A 23,372-nucleotide genomic window follows, 5' to 3' on the forward strand; every position below is an offset into this window, starting at 1 on the left:
CTTCAGTTTCCTTACTTCTGCGCAGTGATCGGTGCGGCGAGTCCCTGCTCGTCGACGATCAGTTGGATTTTCTCGAGGGTCTCGTCGAGGCCGGCACCGAGACGCGGGCCGGGGGTGAAGGTCGCCGGGAGGTGACGCATGCCCTGGATGACGCCGATGGAGTCGTAATGCACGGTGCCTTCGGGGTCGCACGTGAAGTCCGGCATCCGGTCGAACACTGCGACGAGCATGCGCTTGAAGACCGTTCGGGCCAGGTTCGAGCCGATGCATCGGTGTACTCCCAGACCGAAACTGAAGTGTCGGTTGGCCGTTCGTTCGAGGTCGACGGTATTCGGGTCCTCGAAGAGTTCGGGGTCGCGGTTGGCCATTGCCCAGGAGAGCCAGAGTCGATCGCCCTCTTTGAACTGCACGCCGCCCAATTCGCCGTCGGCGGAGAAGGTGCGGCCGTCGCCCGGGGTCGGGCAGAAGAAGCGGAGAAATTCTTCCGTTGCCGAGTCCAGCATGGTGTCGCGTTCCCGGCTGAGGATCTCGCGCTGATCCGGGTTCTGTGACAGCCACTCGAGTGCGTGTGACGTGAGCGCCGTTGTCGTGTCGAACCCGCCGCCGATGAGCAGGCTGAGGACTCCGAGAAGTTCGAGATCGTCCGGCTTCTCGCCGTTGACAGTGGCTCGGGCGATCGCGTCGACCATGCCGGGCCTGGGGTTCTCGCGGATCTGGTGGAGATTGGTGAGGAGGTCCAATCCCATGGCGCGGTGGAGTTCACCGATCCGGGCGATGTCAGGTGAATCCGGCGGGGTGTACATAGCCGCGTGTACCGGCTCGCAGTAGACGGACCATTTGACGACGGGGATACCGAGCATTGCCAGCGTGATGACGGCCGGGACGATGTTTGCCAGATCGTCGATGAAGTCGATCTTGCCGGACTCGATCTTCTCGTCGAGGCTGGCGCGGATCACCTCGTCGATCAGCGGAACCCACTTCTTGATGGCAGCAGGAGACAGGTAGGGGTTGAGAACCGCACGGAACTCGCGATGCTCGGGGTCGTCCATTTCCAGGATGCCGCCACGGACGCCGGATGCGCGCTCGGCCGTCGGGATCATGATTCCCTTGTAGCCACGACGAACTCCCTTGAGGTCGTGATCATTCGAGATGTCAGCGGACCGAGCGAGAGCGAAGACCTCGTCGCCGCCCGACGCAACCCAGTGCCCGCCGTGAGTATCGGACCAGGCCATCGGACACTTCGAGTGCATCTCCTGGGTGATGTCCAGGAAGTTGTCGCGATAGTCCGCTGCGTGCCGGTCGAACTGGAATACGGGCTTCTCGTGGTTGTCTTGCGCTGGCGCATTGTCGATGCTCATGGAGCTGTCCTCTCTGGCGTCTTGGCGTCGGCGTTCTCGGAGGCGGAGTTGCTCGCAAAGATGGTGATGGCCTGCTCCGGGCAGGAATGGGCAGCTTCCCGCACCTTGTCCTCGAGATCGGCAGGAACATCGCCTTCGATGGCCGTAGCGTGGCCGTCGATGTCGCTCAGTTCGAACACATCCGGTGCAGCCATAGCGCACAGTGTGTGCCCTTGGCACAGTTCTGGGTCGACCTTCACCTTCACAATATTCCTCCTGTTTGCACGTGAATCTTTTTGTTATTCAGGCTGTTTCGACTAGCTGATCGGGGATGGCCGGCAATGACGATGTTGATCGAACTTGCGTCGTAGACGGACGGAAGGTGGGCACAGAACGTGTCCATGCCGCGAGATGGGCTGGGCTGGGAAATGGCTCGGGCCTGAGTGCGTGACTCACCGGCGACGGGGCTGCCGTCGTTACAGGTGAGCGTTCGAGTGTCGCATTCTGGTTCACAAGAATCTCCAATTCAATTTTGGAGAATCCTACTCTCGCTCTGACGTGGCCGCAAGATCCCGAGTAGAGACTGCTCAGGTGCAATGCAACCTTTCGGTGGGGGGTATGCGTACGACTTCACAGTTGCTACATTCACACCACCAGGATGCAATATTCTCGAATATGAGAACTCTATTTTCATACTTTAGTGAGGAGAACGGATGTCATCTCAGGAAACGGTGTCGGGCAACGAGGGCACCGCCGTGCTGGATGTCGATCGGCGCTTGCTCATCGACGGAAAGCTCGTGACAACAGAGCAGACGTTTGCGTCGATCAACCCCGCTACCGGTGAGATCCTCGGTTACGCACCGAATGCGGGTGTCGCGGAGGCAGAAGCCGCTATCGCAGCTGCGCGCAAGGCCTTCGACACCACCAGCTGGGCAACCGATGTGGAATTCCGCATCAAGTGCCTCGACCAGCTGCATCAGGCAATGCTCGACAACCTCGAAGAGTTTCGTGCGCTGACGATCGCCGAGGTCGGAGCTACCTACCTCAATACGCAAGGCAACCAGCTCGAGGCGCCCATCGGCATCATTCGCTACTACGCTGATCTCCTGCGCACCTACCCGCTGACCGAGCAGCTCGGCGAGGTAGACATCAAGGGGCAGAAGCACAATCGCTGGATCGAGAAGGAAGCCGCCGGAGTTGTCTCCGCGATCATTGCGTACAACTACCCGAATCAGCTGGCGTTTGCCAAGCTGATTCCGTCGCTCGCCGCCGGTTGCACGATCGTCCTCAAGGGCGCTCCGGACACACCGCTCATCACGTTGGCGCTGGGTGAACTGATCGCCAATCACACCGATATTCCGGCCGGCGTGGTCAACGTACTGTCCTCGTCCGACGTGGAGACCGGCAAGATCATGACCACCCACCCCGACGTGGACGTGGTCACCTTTACCGGATCCACACCCGTCGGCGCGTCGATCATGGCTGCGGCAAGCGCGAGCCTGAAGAAGGTCTTCCTCGAGCTCGGCGGGAAGTCGGCATTGATTGTGCTCGAGGACGCGGACTTCGGCACGGTTGCACAGTTCGCGGCATTCTCCATCTGCTCCAACACAGGTCAGGGTTGTGCGCTCACCACCCGGTTGCTCGTGCCACGGGCACATCACGACGAGATCGTCGCGAAGGTGGCCGGAATGATGGCGCACGTGCCGGTCGGAGACCCGACCAACCCGAAGATCTACATGGGCCCGCTCATCAGCGAGAAGCAGCGAGACAAGGTCGACGGTTTGGTTCAGCGGGCCGTCGAGGCGGGCGCGACGCTCGTGACCGGTGGCACGCGGATCGATCCCGGCTACTTCTACACGCCGACCCTGCTGGCAAATGTCCACCCGGACAGCGAAATTGCGCAGGAAGAGGTCTTCGGACCCGTGCTCGCAGTCATCCCGTTCGATGACGACGATCATGCCGTGGAGATCGCCAACAACTCGAAGTACGGACTCTCCGGTGGCGTGCTTGGTGCCGACGACGATCGCGCGATCGCCATCGGCCGCCGTATCCGCACCGGAACCTTCAGCGTCAACGGTGGCAACTACTTCACCCCCGATGTTCCGTTCGGTGGCTACAAGCAGTCGGGCATCGGCCGTGAGATGGGTACTGCCGGACTGGAGGAGTTCCTGCAGACCAAGGCTTTTGCGACGGTGGTCAAGTGAAGCCACTCGAGGGGATCCGCGTTCTCGAGGTCGCGATGTACGGCTTCGTTCCGTCGGCGGGCGCAGTGCTCGCCGACTGGGGCGCCGAGGTCGTCAAGGTGGAACACGCCGTCACCGGTGACCCACAGCGCGGCCTTCGTCAGGTCGGTGCGTTGAAGGTCGAGGGGGATCCCAACCCCAACGTCGAGCACGCCAACCGAGGCAAGCGCAGTATCGGCCTCGACATGGGAACCGCCGAGGGTAAAGAGGTGTTGGATGCACTGATCCGCACAGCGGACGTGTTCCTCACAAGCTTCCTGCCCCAGGCTCGGACCAAGTTCGGGATCGACGTGGACGACGTCCGCGCCGTGAACCCGAAGATCGTCTACGCCCGCGGCAGTGCACTCGGGCCGCGCGGTGTCGAGTCCGACAAGGGTGGGTACGACATGACGGCCTTCTGGGCCAGGGCCGGAATCGCCGCTACCCTCACTCCTCCCGGGGTCGACGGAATGATCACCCCGCCGGGGCCGGCGTTCGGTGACACTATCTCCGGCACGAACCTTGCCGGCGGTGTTGCGGCAGCGCTGCTCAAGAGAGAACGTACGGGCGAGACCTCGGTAGTCGACGTCTCCCTCCTGGGCAGCGGCGTGTGGGCCATGGGACACGGGATTGCGTTGTCGGCGCATCTCGACCAGGCCATGGTGGCGCCGGTGCCGGGTGGTCATGGTGCACTGACCAATCCGTTGTCCGGGTTGTACCGCACATCGGACGGGCGCTTCCTTTCGTTCGTGATGCTCCAGGCCGGCAAGTACTGGGCCGATGTGTGTCGCCACATCGATCGCCTCGACCTCATCGACGACCCTCGTTTTGCCGATTCCAAGCAGATTGCCGCCAATACCGAAGCCGCAGTGGCTATTCTGCGTGAGGTACTGGGCAGCCGCACACTCGCGGAATGGTCGGAGAAGTTTGCCACTCTTGCCGGTCCGTGGGCACCTGTGCAGGATTCGTTGCAAGTGTCGAGCGACGCGCAGGTTCTGGCCAACGAATATCTGCTCAAGGCAGGGGAACTCGAACTGGCCGCAAACCCGGTGCAGTTCGACGTCACTGCACCCGAGCTGCGTGCAGGACCGGAATTCGCCGCTCACACAGACGAAATTCTGACAGAGTTGGGATTCGACTGGGAACGTGTCATCGCTTTCAAGATCGCGGGAGCAGTTACCTAGGAACTGTGACCACACCTGACAAATGAGGGCCGACCCGTTGGGGTCGGCCCTCATTTCAGTTCTCGTGCAACTGTTCGCGGTGCTCAGCTGTTTTCGGCGTCGCGAACCGTAATTGTGCCGTCCCTGACGGCGTCGGCGATGCTCTCATGGAGCATCGGGCAGCCGTCCTTGAGTGCAGATTTCTGCCCCGACGCGATGGCGTCCTTGAACGTGTGACACCGACGTGCCGGGTCGGAGGTCCACTGAATGCTGGTGTGCTTGTACGTGTTCTTGCGAACCAGTACGCACGCGCCACATGTCTTGCAATCGACTTCCTGCATCCCCGAGTCGAGGTATTCCTGCTTGTCCTCGACGGTCTGGGCTTCGATTGCGCCCCGCCGTTCCGGTTGCCCGGCAAAGTCCGGAGCCTTGGCCCAACGGAGGTCACGGATCGAGGCGCTCACGATTAAACCTCTGCTTCCTTCTTTGCAGCGGCTTCCTTCTCGGCCTTCTGACGGGCGAGGTTTTCCTCGACCTCAGCGTGCCAGGCTTCGTTGGCCTTGGTGGTGTCCACTTCGAACTCGAAGCGCTGCGTCATCTTCTCGGTGACGTCGGCCTTGTCGACGTAGAACTGCTCGTACCAGCGTCGTAGCTGGTAGACGGGGCCGTCCTCCTCGCAGAGGAGTGGATTTTCGATCTTGGTCTTGTTCTTCCAGATCGCGACGTCCTGAAGGAATCCTTCGCTGATGCCCTCGGTGAACTTGCCGGCCAACTTGTCGGCCATTTCGTCGGAGACGCCCGTCGGCTTCTTGACCGTCACGCCCCACTGCAGCACGAATGAATCCGGGCTGATCGGGTAGTGGCAGTTGATCAGGACGCTTTCGACCTCGTATCCGCTGTAGCTGTTCCACAGAGGATTGACCATGTACGACGGTCCGTAATACGCAGCCTCTGAGCGAAGTAGCGTATCGCCGCCGTACTGGGACGCCATTCCGATGTCGGGACGGCCCGTGGTGTTGAGGTACTGAGTGGCGATCTCACCTTCGAAGACGTTCTTGAAGTACGTCGGGAAGGCGTAGTGGATGTAGTAGAAGTGCGCCATGTCCACGACGTTGTCGATTATCTCGCGGCAGTTGGAACCCTCGATGACCATGGAGTTCCAGGTCCAGTCTGTCCACTCGTCGCTGTACGCGCCCTCGATGCGAGGGATCACGATTTCCTCGGGCGGAGGATTGCCCTCTGGGTCGTTCCAGACGAAGAGCTGAGCGTTCTGTTCGAGTGTGTGCCACGCCCGGGTGCGGGCGAGCGGGGGCACGCGGCGGGCGTAGGGAATGCCGGTGCACTTTCCGTTTCCACCCCAGCGCCAGTCATGGAACGGGCACGCGATGGAATCGCCTTTGACCTCGCCTTGGGTGAGGTCACCGCCCATATGTCGGCAGTACCCGTCGAGGACTTTGATATCGCCCTTGCTGTCGGCGAACACCACGAGCTTGGTACCGAAAGCCTCGATCGCGTGCGGTTTGCCGTCCTTGAAGGTCTTCAGAAGACCCAGGCAATGCCATCCACGCGCGAACCGCGTCTGCACCGTTCCCACGTCGATCTCGCGAATCTGCGCCATAGTGACCTCACATCCCTTCTAGCTGTTAATAGAACACGTTATAGAATGAACTCTGATTTCGCTAGATTTCGGAAGCACTTGTTACAGCATTGCGGCCCTCAATGACGCGATTTGCGACATCTCGACAGAAAAGAGAACGTGTTCTAGTCTCAAAGGTAAGTGAACTATCCGAGCGAGACAGACGGGAGCGTCGAAGTGGGTAACCATGACAGCCACGAGGTGATGCAGAAGCTCGACGCATTGTTGCCGGCACTACGTGAGCGGGCGCAGGAGACCGAGGATCTTCGTCGTATCCCTGACGAGTCCGTCAAGGCATTGCAGGAGACCGGTTTCTTCCGTCTACTGCAGCCGAAGCAGTGGGGCGGATACGAAGCCGATCCGGTCCTGTTCTACTCGGCGGTCAAAAAGATCGCGAGCGCCTGCGGATCGACGGGGTGGGTCTCCTCGATCATCGGCGTTCACAACTGGCACCTGGCTCTGTTCTCGCAGCAGGCCCAGGAAGACGTGTGGGGCAAGGACTCTGACGTTCGTATCTCGTCCTCTTACGCGCCCATGGGTATGGGTGAGGTAGTCGAGGGCGGATACAAGGTCAACGGCGCGTGGGCGTGGTCATCGGGTTGCGACCATGCAACGTGGGCAGTTCTGGGCGGGCCGGTCTTCAAGGACGGTCGCGCCGTCGATTTTGTCAGCTACCTGATTCCCCGCGAGGACTACCAGATCGACGACGTCTGGAATGTGGTCGGACTGCGCGGAACCGGCTCCAATACCGTTGTGGTCAAGGATGTATTTGTTCCGTCGCACCGCGTGCTGAGCTTCCGGGCGATGAGCGAACTGACTGCGCCCGGACTCGAGAACAACACCGCTCCCGTCTACCGGATGCCGTGGGGCACCATTCATCCCACCACGATCTCCGCACCGATCGTCGGAATGGCTTACGGCGCTTACGAAGCGCACGTCGAGCATCAGGGCAAGCGTGTTCGCGCAGCCTTTGCCGGCGAGAAGTCCAAGGACGATCCGTTTGCGAAGGTACGTATCGCCGAGGCATCCAGCGACATCGATGCAGCCTGGCGTCAACTGTCCGGCAATGTCGCCGACGAGTACGCGTTGATCCTTGCGGGCGAAGAGGTTCCGATGGAACTGCGTCTGCGAGCGCGACGCGATCAGGTCCGGGCCACCGGTCGCGCGATCGCGTCCATCGACAAGCTCTTCGAGAACTCCGGAGCAACAGCACTGCAGAACGGCACGCCGATTCAGCGATTCTGGCGCGACGCTCACGCCGGACGCGTCCACGCGGCCAACGATCCAGAACGCGCATACGTCATGTTCGGAACAGGCGAGTTCGGTCTGCCGATCACCGACACGATGGTCTAGGGGAGACGTCCGTGACAACCACCGAAGAAGTGTTCACCTACGAATCCACGTCGCGTTTTGCGCAGGTGCGCCCCGACCTGAAACTGCATTTCCACGAAGCCGGGGTAGGGAACGATCGCACCATCGTGCTGCTGCACGGAGGCGGTCCGGGAGCGTCGTCGTGGTCGAACTTTGCCCGCAACATTCCGGTGTTGGCGAAGAACTTTCACGTCATCGCGGTCGATCAGCCCGGCTACGGACAGTCGGACAAGCCGACCGAGCATCCGCAGTACTTCGTGCACAGTGCGTCGGCGCTCAACGACCTCCTGGACACGCTCGAGATCACCGGTCGCGTTGATCTTCTGGGCAATTCGCTCGGTGGTGGCGCTGCTGTTCGCTTTGCGCTCGACTACCCGGACCGTGCCGGCCGGCTGGTCCTCATGGGGCCAGGCGGTCTGAGTGTCAATCTCTTTGCACCCGACCCCACCGAAGGCGTCAAGAACCTCGGGAAGTTCAGCTACCAGCCCACACGTGAGAACCTCGAAGCATTCCTGCGGATCATGGTCTTCGATCAGAAGCTGATCACGCCGGAACTCGTCGACGAACGTTTTGCCGCAGCCAGTACTCCCGAGTCCCTGGCTGCGGCCAAGGCGATGGGTAAGTCCTTCTCCAGCGGTGACTTCGAGCTCGGCATGCTCTGGCGCGAGGCGTACAAACTGCGCCAACGGGTGCTGTTGATCTGGGGCCGTGAAGACCGCGTCAACCCGCTCGACGGCGCACTGGTTGCGCTCAAGATGATTCCGCGCGCGCAACTGCATGTCTTCGGTGGTTGTGGGCACTGGGCGCAACTCGAGAAGTTCGACGAATTCAACCGGCTCGCAACCGACTTCTTGCTCGACGGAGGTAAGTGATGGGTATTCGATCTCTGGCATACATGCGTATCGGGGCCACCGATATGGGCGCGTGGCGCGAGTACGGGCTCAAGGTTCTCGGCATGAGCGAGGGCAAGGGCGTCGACCCCGATTCGCTGTACCTTCGCATGGACGATTTCCCGGCACGTCTGGTCATCGTTCCGAACGAGACGGACCGTCTGCTCGTCTCCGGGTGGGAGACAGCGAATGCGGCTGAGCTGCAGGATATCCGTGACAGGTTGTCGGCAGCCGGAGTTCCCTTCAAAGAAGGCACGTCGGAGCAGTTGAAGGACCGTCGCGTGGTCGAGCTGATTGCGTTCGAGGACACCTCGGGGAACTTGCTCGAGGTGTTTCACGGTGTAGCGCTCGAACATCGACGCGTCGTGAGCCCGTACGGACACAAGTTCGTCACGGGGGAGCAGGGGCTCGGACACGTCGTGCTCACCACCGATGACGACGACGCGTCGTTGCGCTTCTACCGCGACGTCCTCGGATTCAAACTGCGGGACTCGATGCGTCTGCCACCGCAAATGGTCGGCCGACCCGCTGACGGCGATCCGGCGTGGCTGAGGTTCCTCGGCTGCAACCCACGTCATCACAGCCTGGCGTTCCTGCCGTTCCCCAATCCGACGGGCATCGTGCACCTGATGCTCGAGGTGGAGAACTCAGACGACGTCGGACTGTGCCTTGACCGTGCGCTGCGCAAGAAGGTCAAGATGTCGGCGACCCTCGGGCGCCACGTCAACGACGAAATGCTCTCGTTCTACATGAAGACTCCCGGCGGCTTCGACATCGAATTCGGTTGTGAGGGACGCGAGGTCGAAGACGAGAGTTGGATCGCGCGGGAAAGTACGGCAGTGAGTCTGTGGGGTCACGACTTCACGGTCGGACTGAAGCCGTGAGTGCCCCTGCACTCGACCCGCGGCAGTTCCGTACCGTCCTGGGCCAGTTCTGTACCGGTGTCACCATCATCACGACCGTCGACGACGGCGTGCCGGTGGGTTTTGCGTGTCAGTCGTTTGCCGCGCTCTCCCTCGACCCGCCCCTGGTGTTGTTCTGCCCCACCAAGGGTTCTCGGTCGTGGGCGGCAATCGAGAAGACCGGAAAGTTTGCCGTCAACGTGTTGGCGGAGGAACAACAGTCGGTATGCGCGCGCTTCGGTTCGCGTGAGCCGGACAAGTTCGCCGGTATCGACTGGACACCGTCGCCGTTGGGTTCACCGATCATCGACAAATCGCTCGCGCACATCGACTGCACCGTCGAAACCGTCCACGACGGCGGCGATCACTTCGTGGTCTTCGGTCGGGTCTCGTCGATGAGTGAGGTCAAGACCGAGCGTCCACTGCTGTTCTATCGCGGGCAGTACACCGGGATCGAACCGGACAAGACCGTCCCCGCGCATTGGCGGGACGATCTCGAGGCGTTCCTGACAACAACGACGGAAGATACCTGGCTGTAGGGGCCTGCGGCCCCTGTGCGCCTTTTTGGTAGTGGGGACTGCCGGAAAGGCGCACGGGGGCGGAGCCCCTACAAGGAAAAACACGTCTGGCAGAAGTCCTCACCGAACGGCGTGAGCAGGATGCTACGACGCACTATCTTGTTGGACCGGCCCGCGCGTCGCACGGCGTCGATCACCGCGGGCTGGACTTCGACGACCTGATATCGATCCGCTTCGACAGGCTCTCGAGAGAATGACACCAGCCCGAGTCGGTGCAGGTTGTTGAGGTAGGCATTCGTGCGATCCAGGTGCCGGCACCCGGCGAGATCGCCGATCATCGACAGGCCTTCGTCGATCATTTCCGACCCGACGCCGAAGGGCCGGGCTGTCCGGACGTCGACGCTCGGTTGCGCGCCCGACAATGCGAGCAGGCGCAGGATGCGTGCTTCGTCCGGTGCAATCTCGTCGAGGATTCGGTCGTAGGCGGGGTGAAGATCGTCGCGGTCGGTGACGTCGGCGGAACGGTCGAGCAGGTTGTCGCCGCGCTGGCGAAGGGCCGCGAGCATGGCCTCGGTGCTCTGTTTACCGGTGGGGCGAGCGCGCATGGCCGATCGCAGGTTTTCGGATCGGGAGGGCCCGGCACTTGCCGGTCGCTTTGTCGAAGGTTGAACGTTGGCGGCTTCGGCGGCCTCTGCTGCCGCGTCTGCGGCGGCTGCAACGATCTGCCGCGTCGCCTCGCGCGCTGTGCCCAACGCCCATCCCGTTATTTTCAGGGAGGTGAGTGTGGTGGTGGCGGTCAAGCCGACCAGGCTACGGATCAACCGCTTTTCGACGGATTCTTCGGTGCCCGTGTCGATATCCCAGTCATACGTGGGTTCTTCGCGCTGCTCACTCATTCTCATACTCCGAATATCGCGAGGTGCAGGAAACCGGCCAACGAGCCGAGTACCGCTCCGTGGACGAACAACAACCATTCATCTTGTTTGACGGCAGATCTCAGCAGTTCGCTGAAGTCTTCCGGTGACAGTTTGTTCATTTGCGCCGTGACGAATATCCGGATTTTCTCGGACTGACTTTCGGCAAAAGCCGCGTCCTCGAATACTCGTGGAACGAGGTCGAGCACTTCGGTTGTCGCGAGGCTCGGCAGACGCTTGTAGCTTTGCGAGCCGACCGTCATTTTCACGACGGATCGTGCCCATCCGACGGCGTCGTCGACGGATTCACGCAGTACCTGATCGAGCATTCGGCGGGTTCGGTCCGAGCGTGGTCCTTCGAGAAGTTCTGTGCCGATGTTCTCGAGTGTGATGACGTGATCGGCGAGCGTTTTTGCGTACCCCTCGATGATCTCGGTGCGTCGTTTGAGGAAAAGACCTTGCCGCCACGGCACCCATCGGCTGGGCGCGATGGGCTCGAAGATCATTGTGATTCCGAGGTAGTTGACGATGTAGCCGATGATGACGCCGCCGATGGGCAGGATCCACCAGTACGGCAGGAAGTGCAGTACGGCCACCAGGACAAACCCCATCGGAAACCCGAAGTAGAAACCGAAGTTCTGCATGAATCGCAGTTCTTTGTTTCCCATGGTCCGGAAAATGTCGTTGAGTAGTTTCGGGTGCGACGACAGGTACCGGATCACCATGAGTTTGGCGTCGATGAATTCGTCGATGTTTTCTTCGATGCGGTCCGTTATGGTGCGGACGCTGGCCGGCAGATCTTCCTCGACCTTCCGGAAAACGGCTTCTTTCACCGGGTTCGGAAGGTTGTGCCAGAGCTGAGGATTCTCGGCGGTCATGATTCTGGTGACCACGCCGCGGACTTCGCTTCGCGAGATGGTGACCAGATGTTCGGCGATGCTGTCCGGATCGAGTTCACGGTAGAAGTCGGCGATGCTGCCCACTTTTGCCAACGATTTGTCCACTGCGATCGACGCCATTTTCTCGGCCCGGGAGGGCACAATTCCTTGCCAACCGAAGCGGCCGTCGCTGGTGATCGCCGGGATTACCTGGACCCGGCGCGGGAGCAGTGGGAACAGGATCTTGAGGCCCGGAATTCTGACTCCGTGGAATTCGAGTGGGGCGAAGAGCATCAGAACGCCGGACCAATTGGTGATGTACCCGATGATTCCTGTGAACAAAGGAATGGTGATCAACTGTTCGAGCAAGTGGTCCGGCACCGTCGCCCATCCTCCTCATATCCGAGAACCTCACGTTCGGACATGATTGCCGAAACTTCGCTCTTCGTGGGTGTTTCCTTCGCTACTACTGCGCCTTCCCAGTTGCGTCAGCATAGATCCCCGGTAATCCGGGCCGTCGATGGGTCGGAAGTTAATGTAACCTGACGTACATGGTCAGCTTTGCGCACAACACGACGACGCCGGTTTCCTTCCGGCGCATCGTTTAGCACCTGCTGACCGAACCCTTTCCGCCCCGGGAGTTATCGCCCCGGGGTTGTTCTGTTTCTTCGCTCCGATGCGCGACTCCCCTTGAACGATTTGGAGAGCTCTCATGAGCGTTGACCACCGCGAACTCGGACGCGAGCTGGAACTTTTCACCACCACCCCCATCGTCGGAGCGGGCCTTCCGCTCTGGTTGCCGGACGGCGCGATCATCAGGAGCGAACTCGAGAAGTTCGCGGCCGAGCAAGCTGCTCGGTCCGGATGTCGCAGTGTCTACACCCCGGTGATGGCGAAGAAGGAGTTGTACGAGAGATCGGGACATTGGTCCAAGTTCTCGGAAGACATGTTCCCCGAAATGCAGATAGGTGGGGAATCGTTTCTTCTTCGTCCTGCTAACTGTCCTCATCACGCACAGGTATTCGCCGCGCGCGGCCGTAGTTATCGCGAACTCCCTTTCCGCCTTCGCGAACTCGGCTCGATGTTCCGTAGCGAACTCTCCGGTGTTCTCAGCGGACTGAGCCGCGTCAGGCAGATCAATCTCGACGACGCACACGTCTTCTGCACTCGTGACCAAGTTCGAGCCGAAGTGATCGTTGCGATCGACGCGATCGAGCACTGCTACTCGACTCTCGGGATTGCCGAACGGGAATATCGGCTTTCGATCAGAGGGGCAGTGAGCGGAGGGGCAGCGGGGCAGTACCTCGGAACCGACGAACAGTGGGCCACCGCCGAGGATCAACTTCGCAGCGCACTGAATGCGCGCTCGATCGACTACGTGGAAGCCAAGGGAGAGGCTGCGTTCTACGGGCCCAAGATCGACGTCCAAGTGCGAGATGCGAACGGCCGCGAAGAAACACTCTCGACCGTCCAACTCGACTTCAACCAACCGGAGCGGTTCGGGCTCGAGTACACAGCGGAGGACGGAACCAAGGATCGTCCGGTGATGATCCATCGAGGCCTGCTGGGTTCGATGGAACGTATGACCGCGCTCTTGATCGAAAGGTTCGAAGGTCGGATGCCGCCGTGGCTGGCGCCCAACCAGGTCTCGATCCTGCCCGTCGGCGACCGGCATCAGGATGCGGCCGAGCGTCTACGGGCAGATCTCGAGGCTCGCGATGTCCGCGTGGCCGTTGCGTCCGAAGGGTCGTTGGGACGCCGCATCCGCGAGGCTCGTACTCACCGGGATTCGTACGTCGCCGTGATCGGGGACAACGAAGTGCGGGGCGGCACCGTCGACACTCTGATCCCGGCGCGGGATGAGCGGGCCGTCGTCGACGCGGGAGTGTTTGTCGATCAGGTGGTCGCGGACATCAACGAGCGTGCCCTGCTTCCGGCAGGGTTCTAGCCGACGGGAAGTTCGTGGAGCGCCCGCACCAACGGCGCGAGTTCGGGTGTCTTGCATGCCTCGTCGAGTGCGGCTTCGAGGGTGGCGTCGTGCGTCGGCCGTGCGCTTTCGAGAAGCTCGCGGCCGGCCGGCGTCAACTCGGTGTAGATGCCTCGACGGTCGTCGGCGCACAGGATTCGGGTCAGTAGTCCACGATCTTCGAGACGGTTGACCAATCGCGTCGTGGCACTGCTGCTCAGCGCGGCAGCGCGAGCCAGCTGGGCCATGCGCATGTGCCAGCCGTCTTGGCGGCTCAACGCGTCGAGGACTGTGTATTCGACGACGGACAGTTTGTGCTCACGCTGGAGAGCGCGTTCCAATTCGGTGTCGAGGGCGCCGTGCAGCGCTGCGAGCGTGCGCCACCCTTGCGAACGGATTTCGACGGCGTCGTCGGCGATCCCCATGTGATTCTCCTTGTCCGATTCCTGCCGCTCCAGGTTACCAGCTTGCGCATGTAGCGCGCGCATGCAACTATTTATAGCGCGCGTGCAACTACTGCACACGCCCGCTAACGGCTTACGCGTAAATCTGTGAAAGGAACATCGAGATGCCATTGGGTCTCATTGCCCTCGCTATGGGCGGGTTCGGGATCGGCCTCACCGAATTTGTCATCATGGGCCTGCTGCCCGAGGTCTCCGCCGATTTCGAGGTCACCGAAGCCGTAGCGGGCTACCTGATCTCCGGCTACGCACTGTCCGTCGCGATCGGTGCAATTCTGGTGACCGCGGCCGTCATCCGGTTCGAGCGCAAGAAGGTCCTACTCTCGCTGATGGTGCTGTTCATCATCGGCAACCTGATGTCTGCGCTGGCCCCGTCGTACGAGGTGATGATGGGTGGGCGCATCGTTGCGGCCCTGTGCCATGGCGCGTTCTTCGGCATCGGATCGGTGGTCGCCGCCGGAATGGTCGCACCGGACAAGCGTGCAGGTGCCATCGCAATGATGTTCTCCGGGTTGACCATTGCCAATGTTCTCGGCGTTCCGTTCGGCACGATGCTCGGCCAACAGTTCGGATGGCGCTCGACATTCTGGGCGATCACCGTCATCGGCATTGTCGCGCTGATCGGGATCGCGGTTCTGGTGCCTACGACGCCGGCACCAACGGCGGGCGGCGGGCTGCGCGGCGAACTCGGAGCCTTCCGCAACAAACAGGTGTGGCTCTCGATCGCGATCACGATTCTCGGCTACGGCGGAATGTTCGGCGCGTTCACGTACATCGCGTTCACTCTCACCGAGGTGAGTGGCTTTGCAGCGTCCAGTGTTCCGTGGTTGCTGATCCTTTTCGGTTCCGGTCTGTTTGTCGGCAACGTCCTCGGTGGGAAGGCCGCCGACCGTTCGCTGACGAAGGCGCTGGTCTGGATTCTCGCGATCTTGACCGTCGTTCTGATCGTGTTCGCGGCGTCTGCAGAGAGCAAGGTCATGACCGTGATCTCACTGTTCTTCATGGGCGCCTTCGGTTTTGCGACGGTACCAGGGCTGCAGATGCGGATCATGAATTACGCGTCGGAGGCGCCGACTATGGCGTCGGGCGCCAATATCGCCGCTTTCAATGTCGGAAATGCATTGGGCGCGTGGCTCGGTGGTCTCACCATTGCCGCGGGGCTCGGCTTCACCTCCCCGATCTGGATGGGAGCGGCAGTTACCGTCGCCGGTCTACTGGTCCTGATCGTCGCCGCCAAGATCGATCGCACGACGGTGTCAGAGCAGTCGGGGCAGACCACCTCGCTGCACCCGACCGCCGTGTGAACCTTGCCCATCGCGTGAACGTATCGCTCCCCCTGTCAGACAAGGGCAGCGATACGTTCACGCGGGTCAGGTGAGGCGGAATTCGGACGTCACTCCGGAAAATGGCGTGATCGCGCCACTACCCCGAGCCTTCGACGCGCCGAAGTGCTGGACTCGATAGGTACCAGCCGGAGTATCGGCCGGAACATCCCACGTGATGCGAACGACGGAACCGTTGCTCCCGACTCGGCGCCAGTGCAGTTTGGTGGACCAGTCGTTGTCGTCGGCGACCCGCGTCCAGGATCCACCGGTATTGCGCTGGATCTCGTAGAAGGTCCCGTTTCGGTGAGTGTCGTTCTTGGGGTGACCCGTGACGAACTCGACCGCAACCTGCCCGCCTGGTGAGCTGTCGCCAGGCTGAACGGTGGTATCGCCGAATTGTGTTCCCGGCAAAGGTTCGTCGAAGTCGACGCCAGGGCCGAAGCTGGGTTGGAACCCGGACAGGTTGGCGGGCGCAGGGCCTCGAGGAGGTTCGTTGCCATCGCGCATCGTGGCCGCGAGGGTGGCATACCCCTGCTGATAGGCAGGCAGCGTGTAACGGCCGAACATCGTCGAACCGCCCTCGTACTGCTGCGAATCGTATTCTTGCGGCGTGGTGCAGTAGCTGGAGTACGAGTTCGCGTATCCCTGGAAGATGACGTTCTCGAGGGGTATACCGAGTTCTTCGGCGACGGTTCTGCGCACTCGTAGGCCGGCGACAATGGTGAATTCCGCAGGGCCGCCGACGATGTAGAACTGGCCGATCCGCAGGATCTGGATCTTCAGCACGTTCGGCACCCATCCGCTCGGTGGCAAAAGGCCGACCGGAACGACTACGAGTTTGGGGGCCTGTGCATCCTGAAGCCATTGAGGCACAGGAGCATCCATGCCGCCCAAGGCGTCGATCATGGGGTTTCGGGTGCCCTCGGGGAAGATCGGAATTGCCGGCCCGTCCTCGACGCTTCCGGCACTCATCGCCGCACCGATCGCGGCCGGAGCGGTGCGGTGCTCGCGTCCGTCCGGGGTGAATCTTCCACTCACCACCTGATCTGCCATGTCCAGGTACATGATCCGACTGTCCACGCCGCTGGCGACGGTTTCGGAGGCCGAGTCGAAGGCAGTTTGAGCAGCCGCTACCTGGCGGAGCCCGATGATCCGTGCATTCTCGAATTCGTCGTCGGTCGGTCCGCGGCCGGGCTCGAGGAAGAGGTTGGGTGACATGTCGCCGCTGTTGGTCTGCGGAAAAGCAGCAATGAAGCTGGTGTCGCCGTCGAGGTAGCGCACACCCTGATCATCGTGCTCCCAGAAGTACGCCGCGGCGCCCTTGTTGTCCCCGGAGATGAGATGGTTCTCGTTCGTGAGCGAGGCGCAGTGGGTGGCGAACCAGTTGATCGCTCCGATGTCCCTGCTGCCCCGGCTGATCCGCATGACACGCATATGGTGATCGTTGCCGCCGGGGTAGTAGGCCTTGTCCTCTTCGGGATTGAGGTCGAACGCCACTCGTGATCGGTTGACGCTGGCATCGGTGAGATCGGACCGGCCGAAACGAACGGTGCCCGGCGCCAGGTTCTCGTGGGCGGCGCTGATCGCCTCGACGATGCCGTTGACCTCGGCTTCGAACACCTGCAGTTCGAATCCGAGAACTGCGAGGTTGTATGCGTTGTTGTGCGACGCCCCACCGCACGCCGCGTGTGAATGGATAGCGGTCAGCATGACATTGCGTTCGGTGTAGATGTCACCGAATTTCCCGGCCAGTCGGCGCAGGACCTCGTCGTGAACGGACTGGAAGATCATGCAGTTGTCGACGCAGACGTAGGCAATCCGCGACCCGCCGGACTCGAAGACGAAGGCGCGTGCGCGCATTCGCTGGTGCAGGCCTTCGGCGCGTTGGTCGAAGCTCGAGTAGCCCATCATGCCGACCTCGGCGACCGGTCCGGTCACGTCGGAAATTCCGACGCCCACCTGCAGCGAGGATGACGACTTGTCGGTGCGTGCGGGTGAAACGGTGCGTGCCGGCGACGCTGCGACGGCCGGGCTCGTCGACAGAGCGGCGAGCGCAGGTGCGGCGGCAGCGCCGGCCAGTACGGTGCGTCGGGTGATCTGCACGAGTGTCCTTTCGGGCGGTCTGACGCGAGTTGGTCAACCGTCCAGGAGTGTAGCCTGAGTCACACGTGATCGAAAGGGGTGCGTCGGTCCACCGTGCCGCAACCCCAGCGAGCGAACGTACCTTTCGGCGCATCCAAGGCGCCGAAAGGTACGTTCGCTCGTTCGGGCATGAGCCCGCAGCAGCTGACTTCCAGCATCAGAACTTGATCAGATCGCCCACGAAGATCTGGTCGGGATTGGTGATCCACGCATTCATGGCCCACACCTCTTGCCAGTTCTTTCCTCTTGCCGAAGCAAGGTCGAACAGCGTATCGCCTGCTGACACGGTCACCGTGTCGTCGACTGCCGATGTGGCAGGCTCTGGTGCCGGAGCATTCAACGCGGGTGCGAACGTCGGTCCGGGAGTGACGCTAGCCCCGGTATCGCACGCGCCTGTCGACTTCAGGAAGGCGACGGGATCGACGGCGCCGCCGCTGTGAATGCGCAGATGCAGATGCGGGCCGGTCGAGCTGCCGGTATTACCCGTGGCGCCGATTTGGTCGCCGGCCTCGACGTGAGCGCCTTCACCGACCCACGTTTCGGAGAGGTGGCCCATCTGGATCTGCTCGCCGGTATCGGCTTCGAGCTGGATGTAGGTTCCGTATCCGCCGGGGTCATATGGTCCGGCAACCGAGATTCTGCCCGAAGTCGGGGCATGGAGGACCGTTCCCACGTTGACCGCGAAGTCCGCTCCATCGTGTCCGGCGTGGAACCCCTGCGAGAGCACCCCATCGACGGGCCATTCCCAGCTGCAGCTGTTACCAGCATGAAGAGGGGCTACGTGGATGGCTTCTTCGGCAGAAGGCAGTGTCGATGAGATCACGTTGGCTGAACCAGGGGTGACTCCACCCCAGCCGAGGTGTGTGCCACACACCGGCCACGCACCGATGCCCTGAGCGTCGAGTGTTGCCTCCGCTGCTGCGACTTGATCCGCGACCGACGCCATGTCAGCACGGGCCGGTGCACCGGCTGGCTTGTAGGCATCCCACGTCGACTGCGTGAACTGCAGTCCGCCGTAGAACCCGTTGCCCGTGTTGATGCTCCAGTTTCCGGAACTCTCGCACATGGCCACTTGCGACCAGTCGTGTGCGCTGGCTACGCCCGTGTTTGCGAAGGTGCCGATGGCTGTCAGAGCCCCTGCTCCGGCAGCGAGTGTGATGAATCGTGTGGCGTGAGAACGATGGTGTTTCCTGTGTTTTCCCATGATCTTTTCCTTGATCGGTGTCGGCAATCTCGCGGCACGCAGCGGTCATCAACTGCTGAGCAGCGTGGTGTACGAGATCGCCCATGCTGGAAGGCGATTGAAGATGAGTTGACAACAAGTGCGCCAACAGTTCTCGCTATCCGTGGACAATTATTTGCATTGACCGAATTGGTCAGGCCAATTTCTTTGTTACAGAGCGCCTCTCGAGTGAAGAGAGAGCGTGCCGATAGTTCCTTCCGGTTTCATGGTCACGATTTGTGAGTCACGCCTAGGTTGTTGCCTCGCCCACATGCTTACAACGGCCCAATTACCCGGTGGCATACCTATTTCGCGGGTTACGTCAATTTTTGACAAGTCGAACCAAGCCGACCGGTACCACGTTTTTCAGGGCAACTGGTCGATGAACTCCACGTTGGCCGATTGGGTGGCCTTGCTGGTATTGCCGGGTATTCAACTGTGCCAGAAGGATTCTGGGTGGACCATCATGTCCTGGGAAAGTTAGCAGCGGGTCTGACGCGATCGGGCTGAGGAAACGGACTGACCGAGTTGCCACTGGTTCATGGCGCAGAAACTATTGATCTCTCACGCGGCATTATTGTCTTCGGCCAGTTCAGGGGCGGGTGAGAAATCATTTTCGTAGTGCGAGCGGCGTCGCTTGGCGGGGTAGGTCTACGGCAAAGCTACACGTCAAACAGGTTGAACCCTCGGCATTGATTGCGAAGGTAGTGACGCGCGACGACCCGAAAACAGGTACCCGAATGGGTCATTCGACCCGTGTGAGGAGAAAGGCCGGATGCCAGAGTGGAGCACACGGATTCACCCGAAGCTGTTCCACAATAGAAAACTTGCGACACGCCTTGCGCTCCCAGTGATCGATTGGCGCAACCCTTGTGAGGGATCTGTGTCGCACCCTGAGGGTCGCAGTCTGCGCCCGGGGATGAGCCCTCCTGCGGAGCCCCGACAAAGGGGCACCGCAGGAGGGCATTCAAACGCGTTCGCGCAATGAGGCAGACGCCGTCAGATGGTTGTCGCCTCACCGAATGTCATGGCGAGGTTGGTGATCGTGGTTGTCATCAAAGCTCGTTTCGGCAGGCCGAGGCGTCGTAGTTCGGCGGCCATAGGGTGGGTGCCAAGCTGGAGCTCCGCACCACCAGGGCGAGATTTGACGCCGGTGGGAGCCATGTCCCACGACGTACAGCGGGTGATGCCGTCGAGATGTGAATATGCGGCAAGTGACATGTTTGCTCCCGAGCCGGGAACGCTCACTCCCGATTTCACGCTCAACTGCGCGATGAGTTTGCCGTCGTGAGATACCGAACCGCGTTTGACGGAACCGACATGCTCGGTATCGAACTCCGCCATCACCTTCGGGAATCCCCAGATCTCACGGCCGGCGGCCTTGGTGAACTCGCCGTCGACGGGCAGTTCATGGATGAGGGCGCCCGCTGTGCCGGACGTGAGCGCACGAAGGTCGCCCAGCACCGAAATTTCCGGTGGGGCGGTATGGCTTCGCACCATGTATGTCACGCCGAATTCGTTGTACGGTCCCAGATCTCCGTCCACGTAGTCGACAAATACCAGTCCGCACAGTGCGCGCCCCGGGCGGAATTGCAGAACGGTCAGTCCGGTGTGGTTGATGATCGACTGGGCAGTAACACTCGGAACGGAGAACATCGCCATGAACGCGGAGGCGGTACGGACTTCTACGGGCATCTCGACGGTCTTGCCCAGGATGGTATAGCTCATGCCACCACCCCGCGGAGTCCGTCGGCGCCGTACACGGATTCGAGCATCGAGCGGAAATCCGGTCCGCGACGCAGCATTTGACCGCCATCGACGTTGATGATCTGTCCGGTGATCCACGTGGAGTCCGGTCCGAGGAGGAATGTCGCGAGTGCTGCGATGTCCTCCACTTCGCCGACACGTGCGAGGGGAGTGTTGGCCATGTAGTCGTCGAGAATCGGTCCACCGTCGGTGATGAGCGCGACCAGATCGGTCCGGGTGAGGCCGGGACGAATCGCATTGACTCGAATATTGCTGGCACCCAGTTCATCTGCCGCCAACTGTACGAGATGGTCGACGCCGGATTTCGACACGCCGTACGCTCCGAACCATCGATGTGTGTTGCTGCTAGCGATCGACGAGATCGCCACGATGGAACCACCGCCTCCGGAGACGAGGGCACGTGCGCCGTGCTTGATCGTCAGCATCGTGCCGGTCACGTTGAGGTCTACCGTGCGGCGCCACGCATCGACGTCGAGTTGGGTCACCGGGGCGATGGTTTCGTTGCCACCGGCGCAGGCAACAACGCCGTCGAGTGTTCCCGTTGCCTCGACCGCGGATGCGACTGCAGCGATGACCTCGGCTTCGACGGTTATGTCGGTGGGTACAGCAGTGACGGAGCCGGACTCGTTGCGGGCACGAATCGAGTTGGCCGCAACATCGAGTTTGTCCTTGTTTCGTCCGCAGATCGTGACGTGGGCACCGGCTCCGGCGAGCGCACCGGCAATGCCGAATCCGATGCCGCTTCCGCCGCCGGTCACAAGTACCGATCTGCCTGCAAAGGCGGTGTTGTCGCCCATGTCCATCTCCCGGTTGTCGTCTGCGCGGTGTACACGGATCGAGGTGCGCCGAAGAACTTCGGCAATAACGCCCCGAGCTCTATAGGAACAGGTTCTACTTGTTGAGGCAAGGGTTTCTCGAGAGAGGACGGCGAGATGGCGAATCGGCCGAACTTCGACCTGATCGACGGGCGCTTCTATTCCGGTGATCTCGGCGATGTGCGCGACGCATACGCGTGGATGCGTGAGCACGAACCCGTGTACCGAGACAGCGCGAACGGCATCACCGCCGCTGCAAGCTACGCCGCCGTCATCGCGGCCGAGCGAGACCCTGCGTTGTTCTCCAATGCCGGCGGCATCAGACCCGAAACCGGTCCGCTTCCGCAGATGATCGACATGGACGATCCAGAGCACCTCACGCGTCGACGCCTCGTCAATGCCGGATTCACCAAAAGGAAGGTCGAAGCAAAACGCGATCGGATTCGACAGATCTGTGACCAGTTGATCGACGCTGTCTGTGAGAGCGGGGAAGCGGACTTCGTGGCCGATCTTGCCGCGCCGTTGCCGATGGCGGTCATCGGAGACATGCTCGGTGTGCGTCCGCAAGAACGTGCGGTGTTCCTGCGGTGGTCGGACGATTTGGTGAAAGCGCTGGGTAGTAACGCTTCCCCAGAGCAACTTCAGGCGATGATGGCGGCGTACGTCGATTTCACCGAGTACATGACCCGGACGATCAGGGAGCGTCGGTCAGCCCCAGCAGACGACTTGATCAGCACGTTGATTCACAGCGAGATCGACGGAGAGGCGCTGTCGGACCAGGAAATTGTCAACGAGTCGTTGTTGATTCTGATCGGCGGCGACGAAACAACGCGCCACGTGCTCAGCGGAGGGATGGAACAACTACTGCGCCACCCCGATCAGTACCGAACGCTGGCCGCCGACCCGGAGATGATTCCGTTGGCGATGGAAGAGATGCTGCGATGGTCGTCGCCGATCAAGAACATGGCCCGCACACTTACCCGCGACACGGATTTCTTCGGTGCGCGTCTGAAAGCGGGAGAGAAGATGCTGCTGCTCTTCGAGTCGGCGAACTTCGACGACGCTGTGTTCGTGGATGCGCCGCAGTTCGATATCGGTCGGACACCGAACCCACACGTCGCGTTCGGGTTCGGCACGCATTTCTGCTTGGGTAATCAGCTGGCAAGGCTGGAAGGAACGATCATGTTCGAGCAGCTTTTCCAGCGTTTACCGGGGATGGAACTGGCGACGGACGCACCACTACCGCGTCGCGCCGCCAACTTCGTGTCCGGCATCGAATCGATGCCAATACGATTCCCGCTCGCCAATCCGCTACCCGGGTAGTTGGCAGTTGGGCGCTGCCGCGTCCTCGGACAAGGGACTGCCCGTGGGGTTGACGTAAACGACAAGGAGAACCAGGGGAGTGGTCTGCGAATTGTTGCCGATGTGAACGTGATCCGATCCGCTCGGTTCGATGAGGGTGTTACCGGTCTGATAGATGCCGTCGACCGAGCAATCGGATCGGTAGTGGCTCAAGGTGCCGCCGGCAACGGCGGCGTACAGAACACCGTCGTGGAAGTGCCAGCCGGTGGATCCACCCGGGTCGACAGTGATTTTGCGCAGCACATAGTCCTTGTCGCCGAACGTCACCTGCCCGAGGATTTCACCGTGCACCCCGGTGCTCGGTGTCGCCGACGCGACGGTGGGAGTCACCGCAAGACCGCATGCTGCAGTCAGAGCAAGTAGAACTCGATGTCGTATACGCATGAGCAGGCCTCTCGAATGGGTGTGCTCATGAGTGTCCCCCGGCAATGCTTGAATTGTCGGATATTAGGGACTGTGGTTGTAAACAGTCAGGAGTATT

At 61.2% G+C, this 23,372-nt stretch carries 20 protein-coding genes and 1 pseudogene; 9 read left to right on the plus strand and 12 right to left on the minus strand.

Going from position 1 to position 23,372, the window contains the following annotated elements:
- Positions 1-11 precede the first annotated feature (11 nt).
- Together CJ178_RS24250 and CJ178_RS24255 are read right to left on the minus strand one after the other, a co-directional pair.
- Positions 12-1,358, minus strand: coding sequence for a cytochrome P450 (locus tag CJ178_RS24250; RefSeq protein WP_033232470.1), 1,347 nt, complete (start codon positions 1,356-1,358; stop codon positions 12-14).
- 59 nt (positions 1,359-1,417) lie between these two features.
- Positions 1,418-1,603: pseudogene (locus tag CJ178_RS24255) on the minus strand (ferredoxin); the annotation flags it as partial.
- A 447-nt stretch (positions 1,604-2,050) separates the two neighbouring features.
- Between CJ178_RS24255 and CJ178_RS24260 the strand changes: the two are divergent.
- The gene (locus CJ178_RS24260; RefSeq protein ID WP_033232468.1) at positions 2,051-3,541 is read left to right on the plus strand and encodes an aldehyde dehydrogenase family protein; all 1,491 of its coding nucleotides are present in this window, start codon (positions 2,051-2,053) and stop codon (positions 3,539-3,541) included.
- Positions 3,538-4,743, plus strand: a complete 1,206-nt coding sequence (locus CJ178_RS24265) for a CaiB/BaiF CoA transferase family protein (RefSeq protein ID WP_033232467.1) — start codon at positions 3,538-3,540, stop codon at positions 4,741-4,743. Before CJ178_RS24260 ends, CJ178_RS24265 begins: the two co-directional genes overlap by 4 nt.
- Before the next feature lie 83 nt (positions 4,744-4,826).
- On the opposite strand, the gene CJ178_RS24270 is transcribed toward CJ178_RS24265, so the two are convergent.
- Both CJ178_RS24270 and CJ178_RS24275 read right to left on the minus strand, forming a co-directional pair.
- Positions 4,827-5,186, minus strand: coding sequence for a hypothetical protein (locus CJ178_RS24270; protein WP_033232465.1), 360 nt, complete (start codon positions 5,184-5,186; stop codon positions 4,827-4,829).
- 2 nt (positions 5,187-5,188) lie between these two features.
- On the minus strand, positions 5,189-6,340 hold the full coding sequence (locus tag CJ178_RS24275) for a Rieske 2Fe-2S domain-containing protein (RefSeq protein ID WP_033232463.1): 1,152 nt from the start codon (positions 6,338-6,340) through the stop codon (positions 5,189-5,191).
- 195 nt (positions 6,341-6,535) lie between these two features.
- Here CJ178_RS24275 and hsaA point away from each other — a divergent pair, with 195 nt between their 5' ends.
- From hsaA to hsaB, 4 genes are read left to right on the plus strand one after another with little or no spacing between them, the layout of a single operon-like run.
- Positions 6,536-7,711: a 3-hydroxy-9,10-secoandrosta-1,3,5(10)-triene-9,17-dione monooxygenase oxygenase subunit gene (gene hsaA / locus CJ178_RS24280; RefSeq protein WP_033232672.1), complete on the plus strand. Its 1,176-nt coding sequence runs from the start codon at positions 6,536-6,538 to the stop codon at positions 7,709-7,711.
- An 11-nt stretch (positions 7,712-7,722) separates the two neighbouring features.
- Entirely contained in the window at positions 7,723-8,601 is an 879-nt protein-coding gene (gene hsaD / locus CJ178_RS24285; protein WP_033232461.1) for a 4,5:9,10-diseco-3-hydroxy-5,9,17-trioxoandrosta-1(10),2-diene-4-oate hydrolase, read from the plus strand.
- Complete coding sequence (hsaC, locus tag CJ178_RS24290; protein ID WP_033232459.1) at positions 8,601-9,503, plus strand: iron-dependent extradiol dioxygenase HsaC; 903 nt, start codon at positions 8,601-8,603, stop codon at positions 9,501-9,503. Before hsaD ends, hsaC begins: the two co-directional genes overlap by 1 nt.
- Positions 9,500-10,060, plus strand: a complete 561-nt coding sequence (hsaB, locus tag CJ178_RS24295) for a 3-hydroxy-9,10-secoandrosta-1,3,5(10)-triene-9,17-dione monooxygenase reductase subunit (RefSeq protein WP_033232457.1) — start codon at positions 9,500-9,502, stop codon at positions 10,058-10,060. The genes hsaC and hsaB overlap by 4 nt, the downstream gene beginning before the upstream one ends.
- A 68-nt stretch (positions 10,061-10,128) precedes the next feature.
- On the opposite strand, the gene CJ178_RS33365 is transcribed toward hsaB, so the two are convergent.
- Together CJ178_RS33365 and CJ178_RS24305 are read right to left on the minus strand one after the other, a co-directional pair.
- Positions 10,129-10,935, minus strand: coding sequence for an Abi-alpha family protein (locus CJ178_RS33365; RefSeq protein WP_033232455.1), 807 nt, complete (start codon positions 10,933-10,935; stop codon positions 10,129-10,131).
- Between the two features lie 2 nt (positions 10,936-10,937).
- Entirely contained in the window at positions 10,938-12,212 is a 1,275-nt protein-coding gene (locus tag CJ178_RS24305) for a hypothetical protein (RefSeq protein WP_033232453.1), read from the minus strand.
- A gap of 331 nt (positions 12,213-12,543) precedes the next feature.
- Between CJ178_RS24305 and thrS the strand changes: the two genes are divergently transcribed.
- Complete coding sequence (thrS, locus tag CJ178_RS24310) at positions 12,544-13,779, plus strand: threonine--tRNA ligase (protein ID WP_045068489.1); 1,236 nt, start codon at positions 12,544-12,546, stop codon at positions 13,777-13,779.
- Here thrS and CJ178_RS24315 read toward each other — a convergent pair.
- Entirely contained in the window at positions 13,776-14,222 is a 447-nt protein-coding gene (locus CJ178_RS24315) for a MarR family winged helix-turn-helix transcriptional regulator (protein WP_003945852.1), read from the minus strand. The two genes, thrS and CJ178_RS24315, sit on opposite strands and share 4 nt — an antisense overlap.
- 143 nt (positions 14,223-14,365) lie before the next feature.
- Between CJ178_RS24315 and CJ178_RS24320 the strand changes: the two genes are divergently transcribed.
- Positions 14,366-15,562: an MFS transporter gene (locus CJ178_RS24320; protein ID WP_095888197.1), complete on the plus strand. Its 1,197-nt coding sequence runs from the start codon at positions 14,366-14,368 to the stop codon at positions 15,560-15,562.
- A gap of 66 nt (positions 15,563-15,628) precedes the next feature.
- Here CJ178_RS24320 and CJ178_RS24325 read toward each other — a convergent pair whose 3' ends face one another.
- The 4 genes from CJ178_RS24325 to CJ178_RS24340 all read right to left on the minus strand — a co-directional run bounded on the left by CJ178_RS24325 (position 15,629) and on the right by CJ178_RS24340 (position 21,511).
- Entirely contained in the window at positions 15,629-17,686 is a 2,058-nt protein-coding gene (locus CJ178_RS24325) for a neutral/alkaline ceramidase (RefSeq protein ID WP_095888198.1), read from the minus strand.
- Between the two features lie 196 nt (positions 17,687-17,882).
- On the minus strand, positions 17,883-18,929 hold the full coding sequence (locus tag CJ178_RS33065; RefSeq protein ID WP_095888199.1) for a transglycosylase family protein: 1,047 nt from the start codon (positions 18,927-18,929) through the stop codon (positions 17,883-17,885).
- A 1,017-nt stretch (positions 18,930-19,946) separates the two neighbouring features.
- Positions 19,947-20,675 carry an acetoacetate decarboxylase family protein gene (locus CJ178_RS24335; RefSeq protein ID WP_045068498.1) on the minus strand — a complete coding sequence of 243 codons (729 nt, stop codon included), beginning with the start codon at positions 20,673-20,675 and terminating at the stop codon, positions 19,947-19,949.
- Positions 20,672-21,511 carry an SDR family oxidoreductase gene (locus CJ178_RS24340; RefSeq protein ID WP_095888666.1) on the minus strand — a complete coding sequence of 280 codons (840 nt, stop codon included), beginning with the start codon at positions 21,509-21,511 and terminating at the stop codon, positions 20,672-20,674. Before CJ178_RS24340 ends, CJ178_RS24335 begins: the two co-directional genes overlap by 4 nt.
- A gap of 135 nt (positions 21,512-21,646) precedes the next feature.
- Between CJ178_RS24340 and CJ178_RS24345 the strand changes: the two genes are divergently transcribed.
- Complete coding sequence (locus CJ178_RS24345) at positions 21,647-22,852, plus strand: cytochrome P450 (protein WP_095888200.1); 1,206 nt, start codon at positions 21,647-21,649, stop codon at positions 22,850-22,852.
- Here CJ178_RS24345 and CJ178_RS24350 read toward each other — a convergent pair.
- Positions 22,841-23,275 (minus strand): cupin, encoded by a 435-nt coding sequence (locus CJ178_RS24350; RefSeq protein ID WP_045068504.1) that lies wholly within the window; start codon positions 23,273-23,275, stop codon positions 22,841-22,843. The two genes, CJ178_RS24345 and CJ178_RS24350, sit on opposite strands and share 12 nt — an antisense overlap.
- Positions 23,276-23,372: the final 97 nt, after the last annotated feature.

Source organism: Rhodococcus sp. ACPA4 (assembly GCF_002300185.1).
GTDB lineage: Bacteria > Actinomycetota > Actinomycetes > Mycobacteriales > Mycobacteriaceae > Rhodococcus_F > Rhodococcus_F globerula.

Bases quoted from the DNA above. Each gene is read 5' to 3' on its own strand.
- CJ178_RS24250 (WP_033232470.1), bottom strand. From the start codon at position 1,358: ATGAGCATCGACAATGCGCCAGCGCAAGACAACCACGAGAAGCCCGTA.
- CJ178_RS24260 (WP_033232468.1), top strand. From the start codon at position 2,051: ATGTCATCTCAGGAAACGGTGTCGGGCAACGAGGGCACCGCCGTGCTG.
- CJ178_RS24275 (WP_033232463.1), bottom strand. From the start codon at position 6,340: ATGGCGCAGATTCGCGAGATCGACGTGGGAACGGTGCAGACGCGGTTC.
- hsaC (WP_033232459.1), top strand. From the start codon at position 8,601: ATGGGTATTCGATCTCTGGCATACATGCGTATCGGGGCCACCGATATG.
- CJ178_RS33365 (WP_033232455.1), bottom strand. From the start codon at position 10,935: ATGAGTGAGCAGCGCGAAGAACCCACGTATGACTGGGATATCGACACG.
- thrS (WP_045068489.1), top strand. From the start codon at position 12,544: ATGAGCGTTGACCACCGCGAACTCGGACGCGAGCTGGAACTTTTCACC.
- CJ178_RS24315 (WP_003945852.1), bottom strand. From the start codon at position 14,222: ATGGGGATCGCCGACGACGCCGTCGAAATCCGTTCGCAAGGGTGGCGC.
- CJ178_RS24320 (WP_095888197.1), top strand. From the start codon at position 14,366: ATGCCATTGGGTCTCATTGCCCTCGCTATGGGCGGGTTCGGGATCGGC.
- CJ178_RS33065 (WP_095888199.1), bottom strand. From the start codon at position 18,929: ATGGGAAAACACAGGAAACACCATCGTTCTCACGCCACACGATTCATC.
- CJ178_RS24335 (WP_045068498.1), bottom strand. From the start codon at position 20,675: ATGAGCTATACCATCCTGGGCAAGACCGTCGAGATGCCCGTAGAAGTC.
- CJ178_RS24340 (WP_095888666.1), bottom strand. From the start codon at position 21,511: ATGGGCGACAACACCGCCTTTGCAGGCAGATCGGTACTTGTGACCGGC.
- CJ178_RS24345 (WP_095888200.1), top strand. From the start codon at position 21,647: ATGGCGAATCGGCCGAACTTCGACCTGATCGACGGGCGCTTCTATTCC.
- CJ178_RS24350 (WP_045068504.1), bottom strand. From the start codon at position 23,275: ATGCGTATACGACATCGAGTTCTACTTGCTCTGACTGCAGCATGCGGT.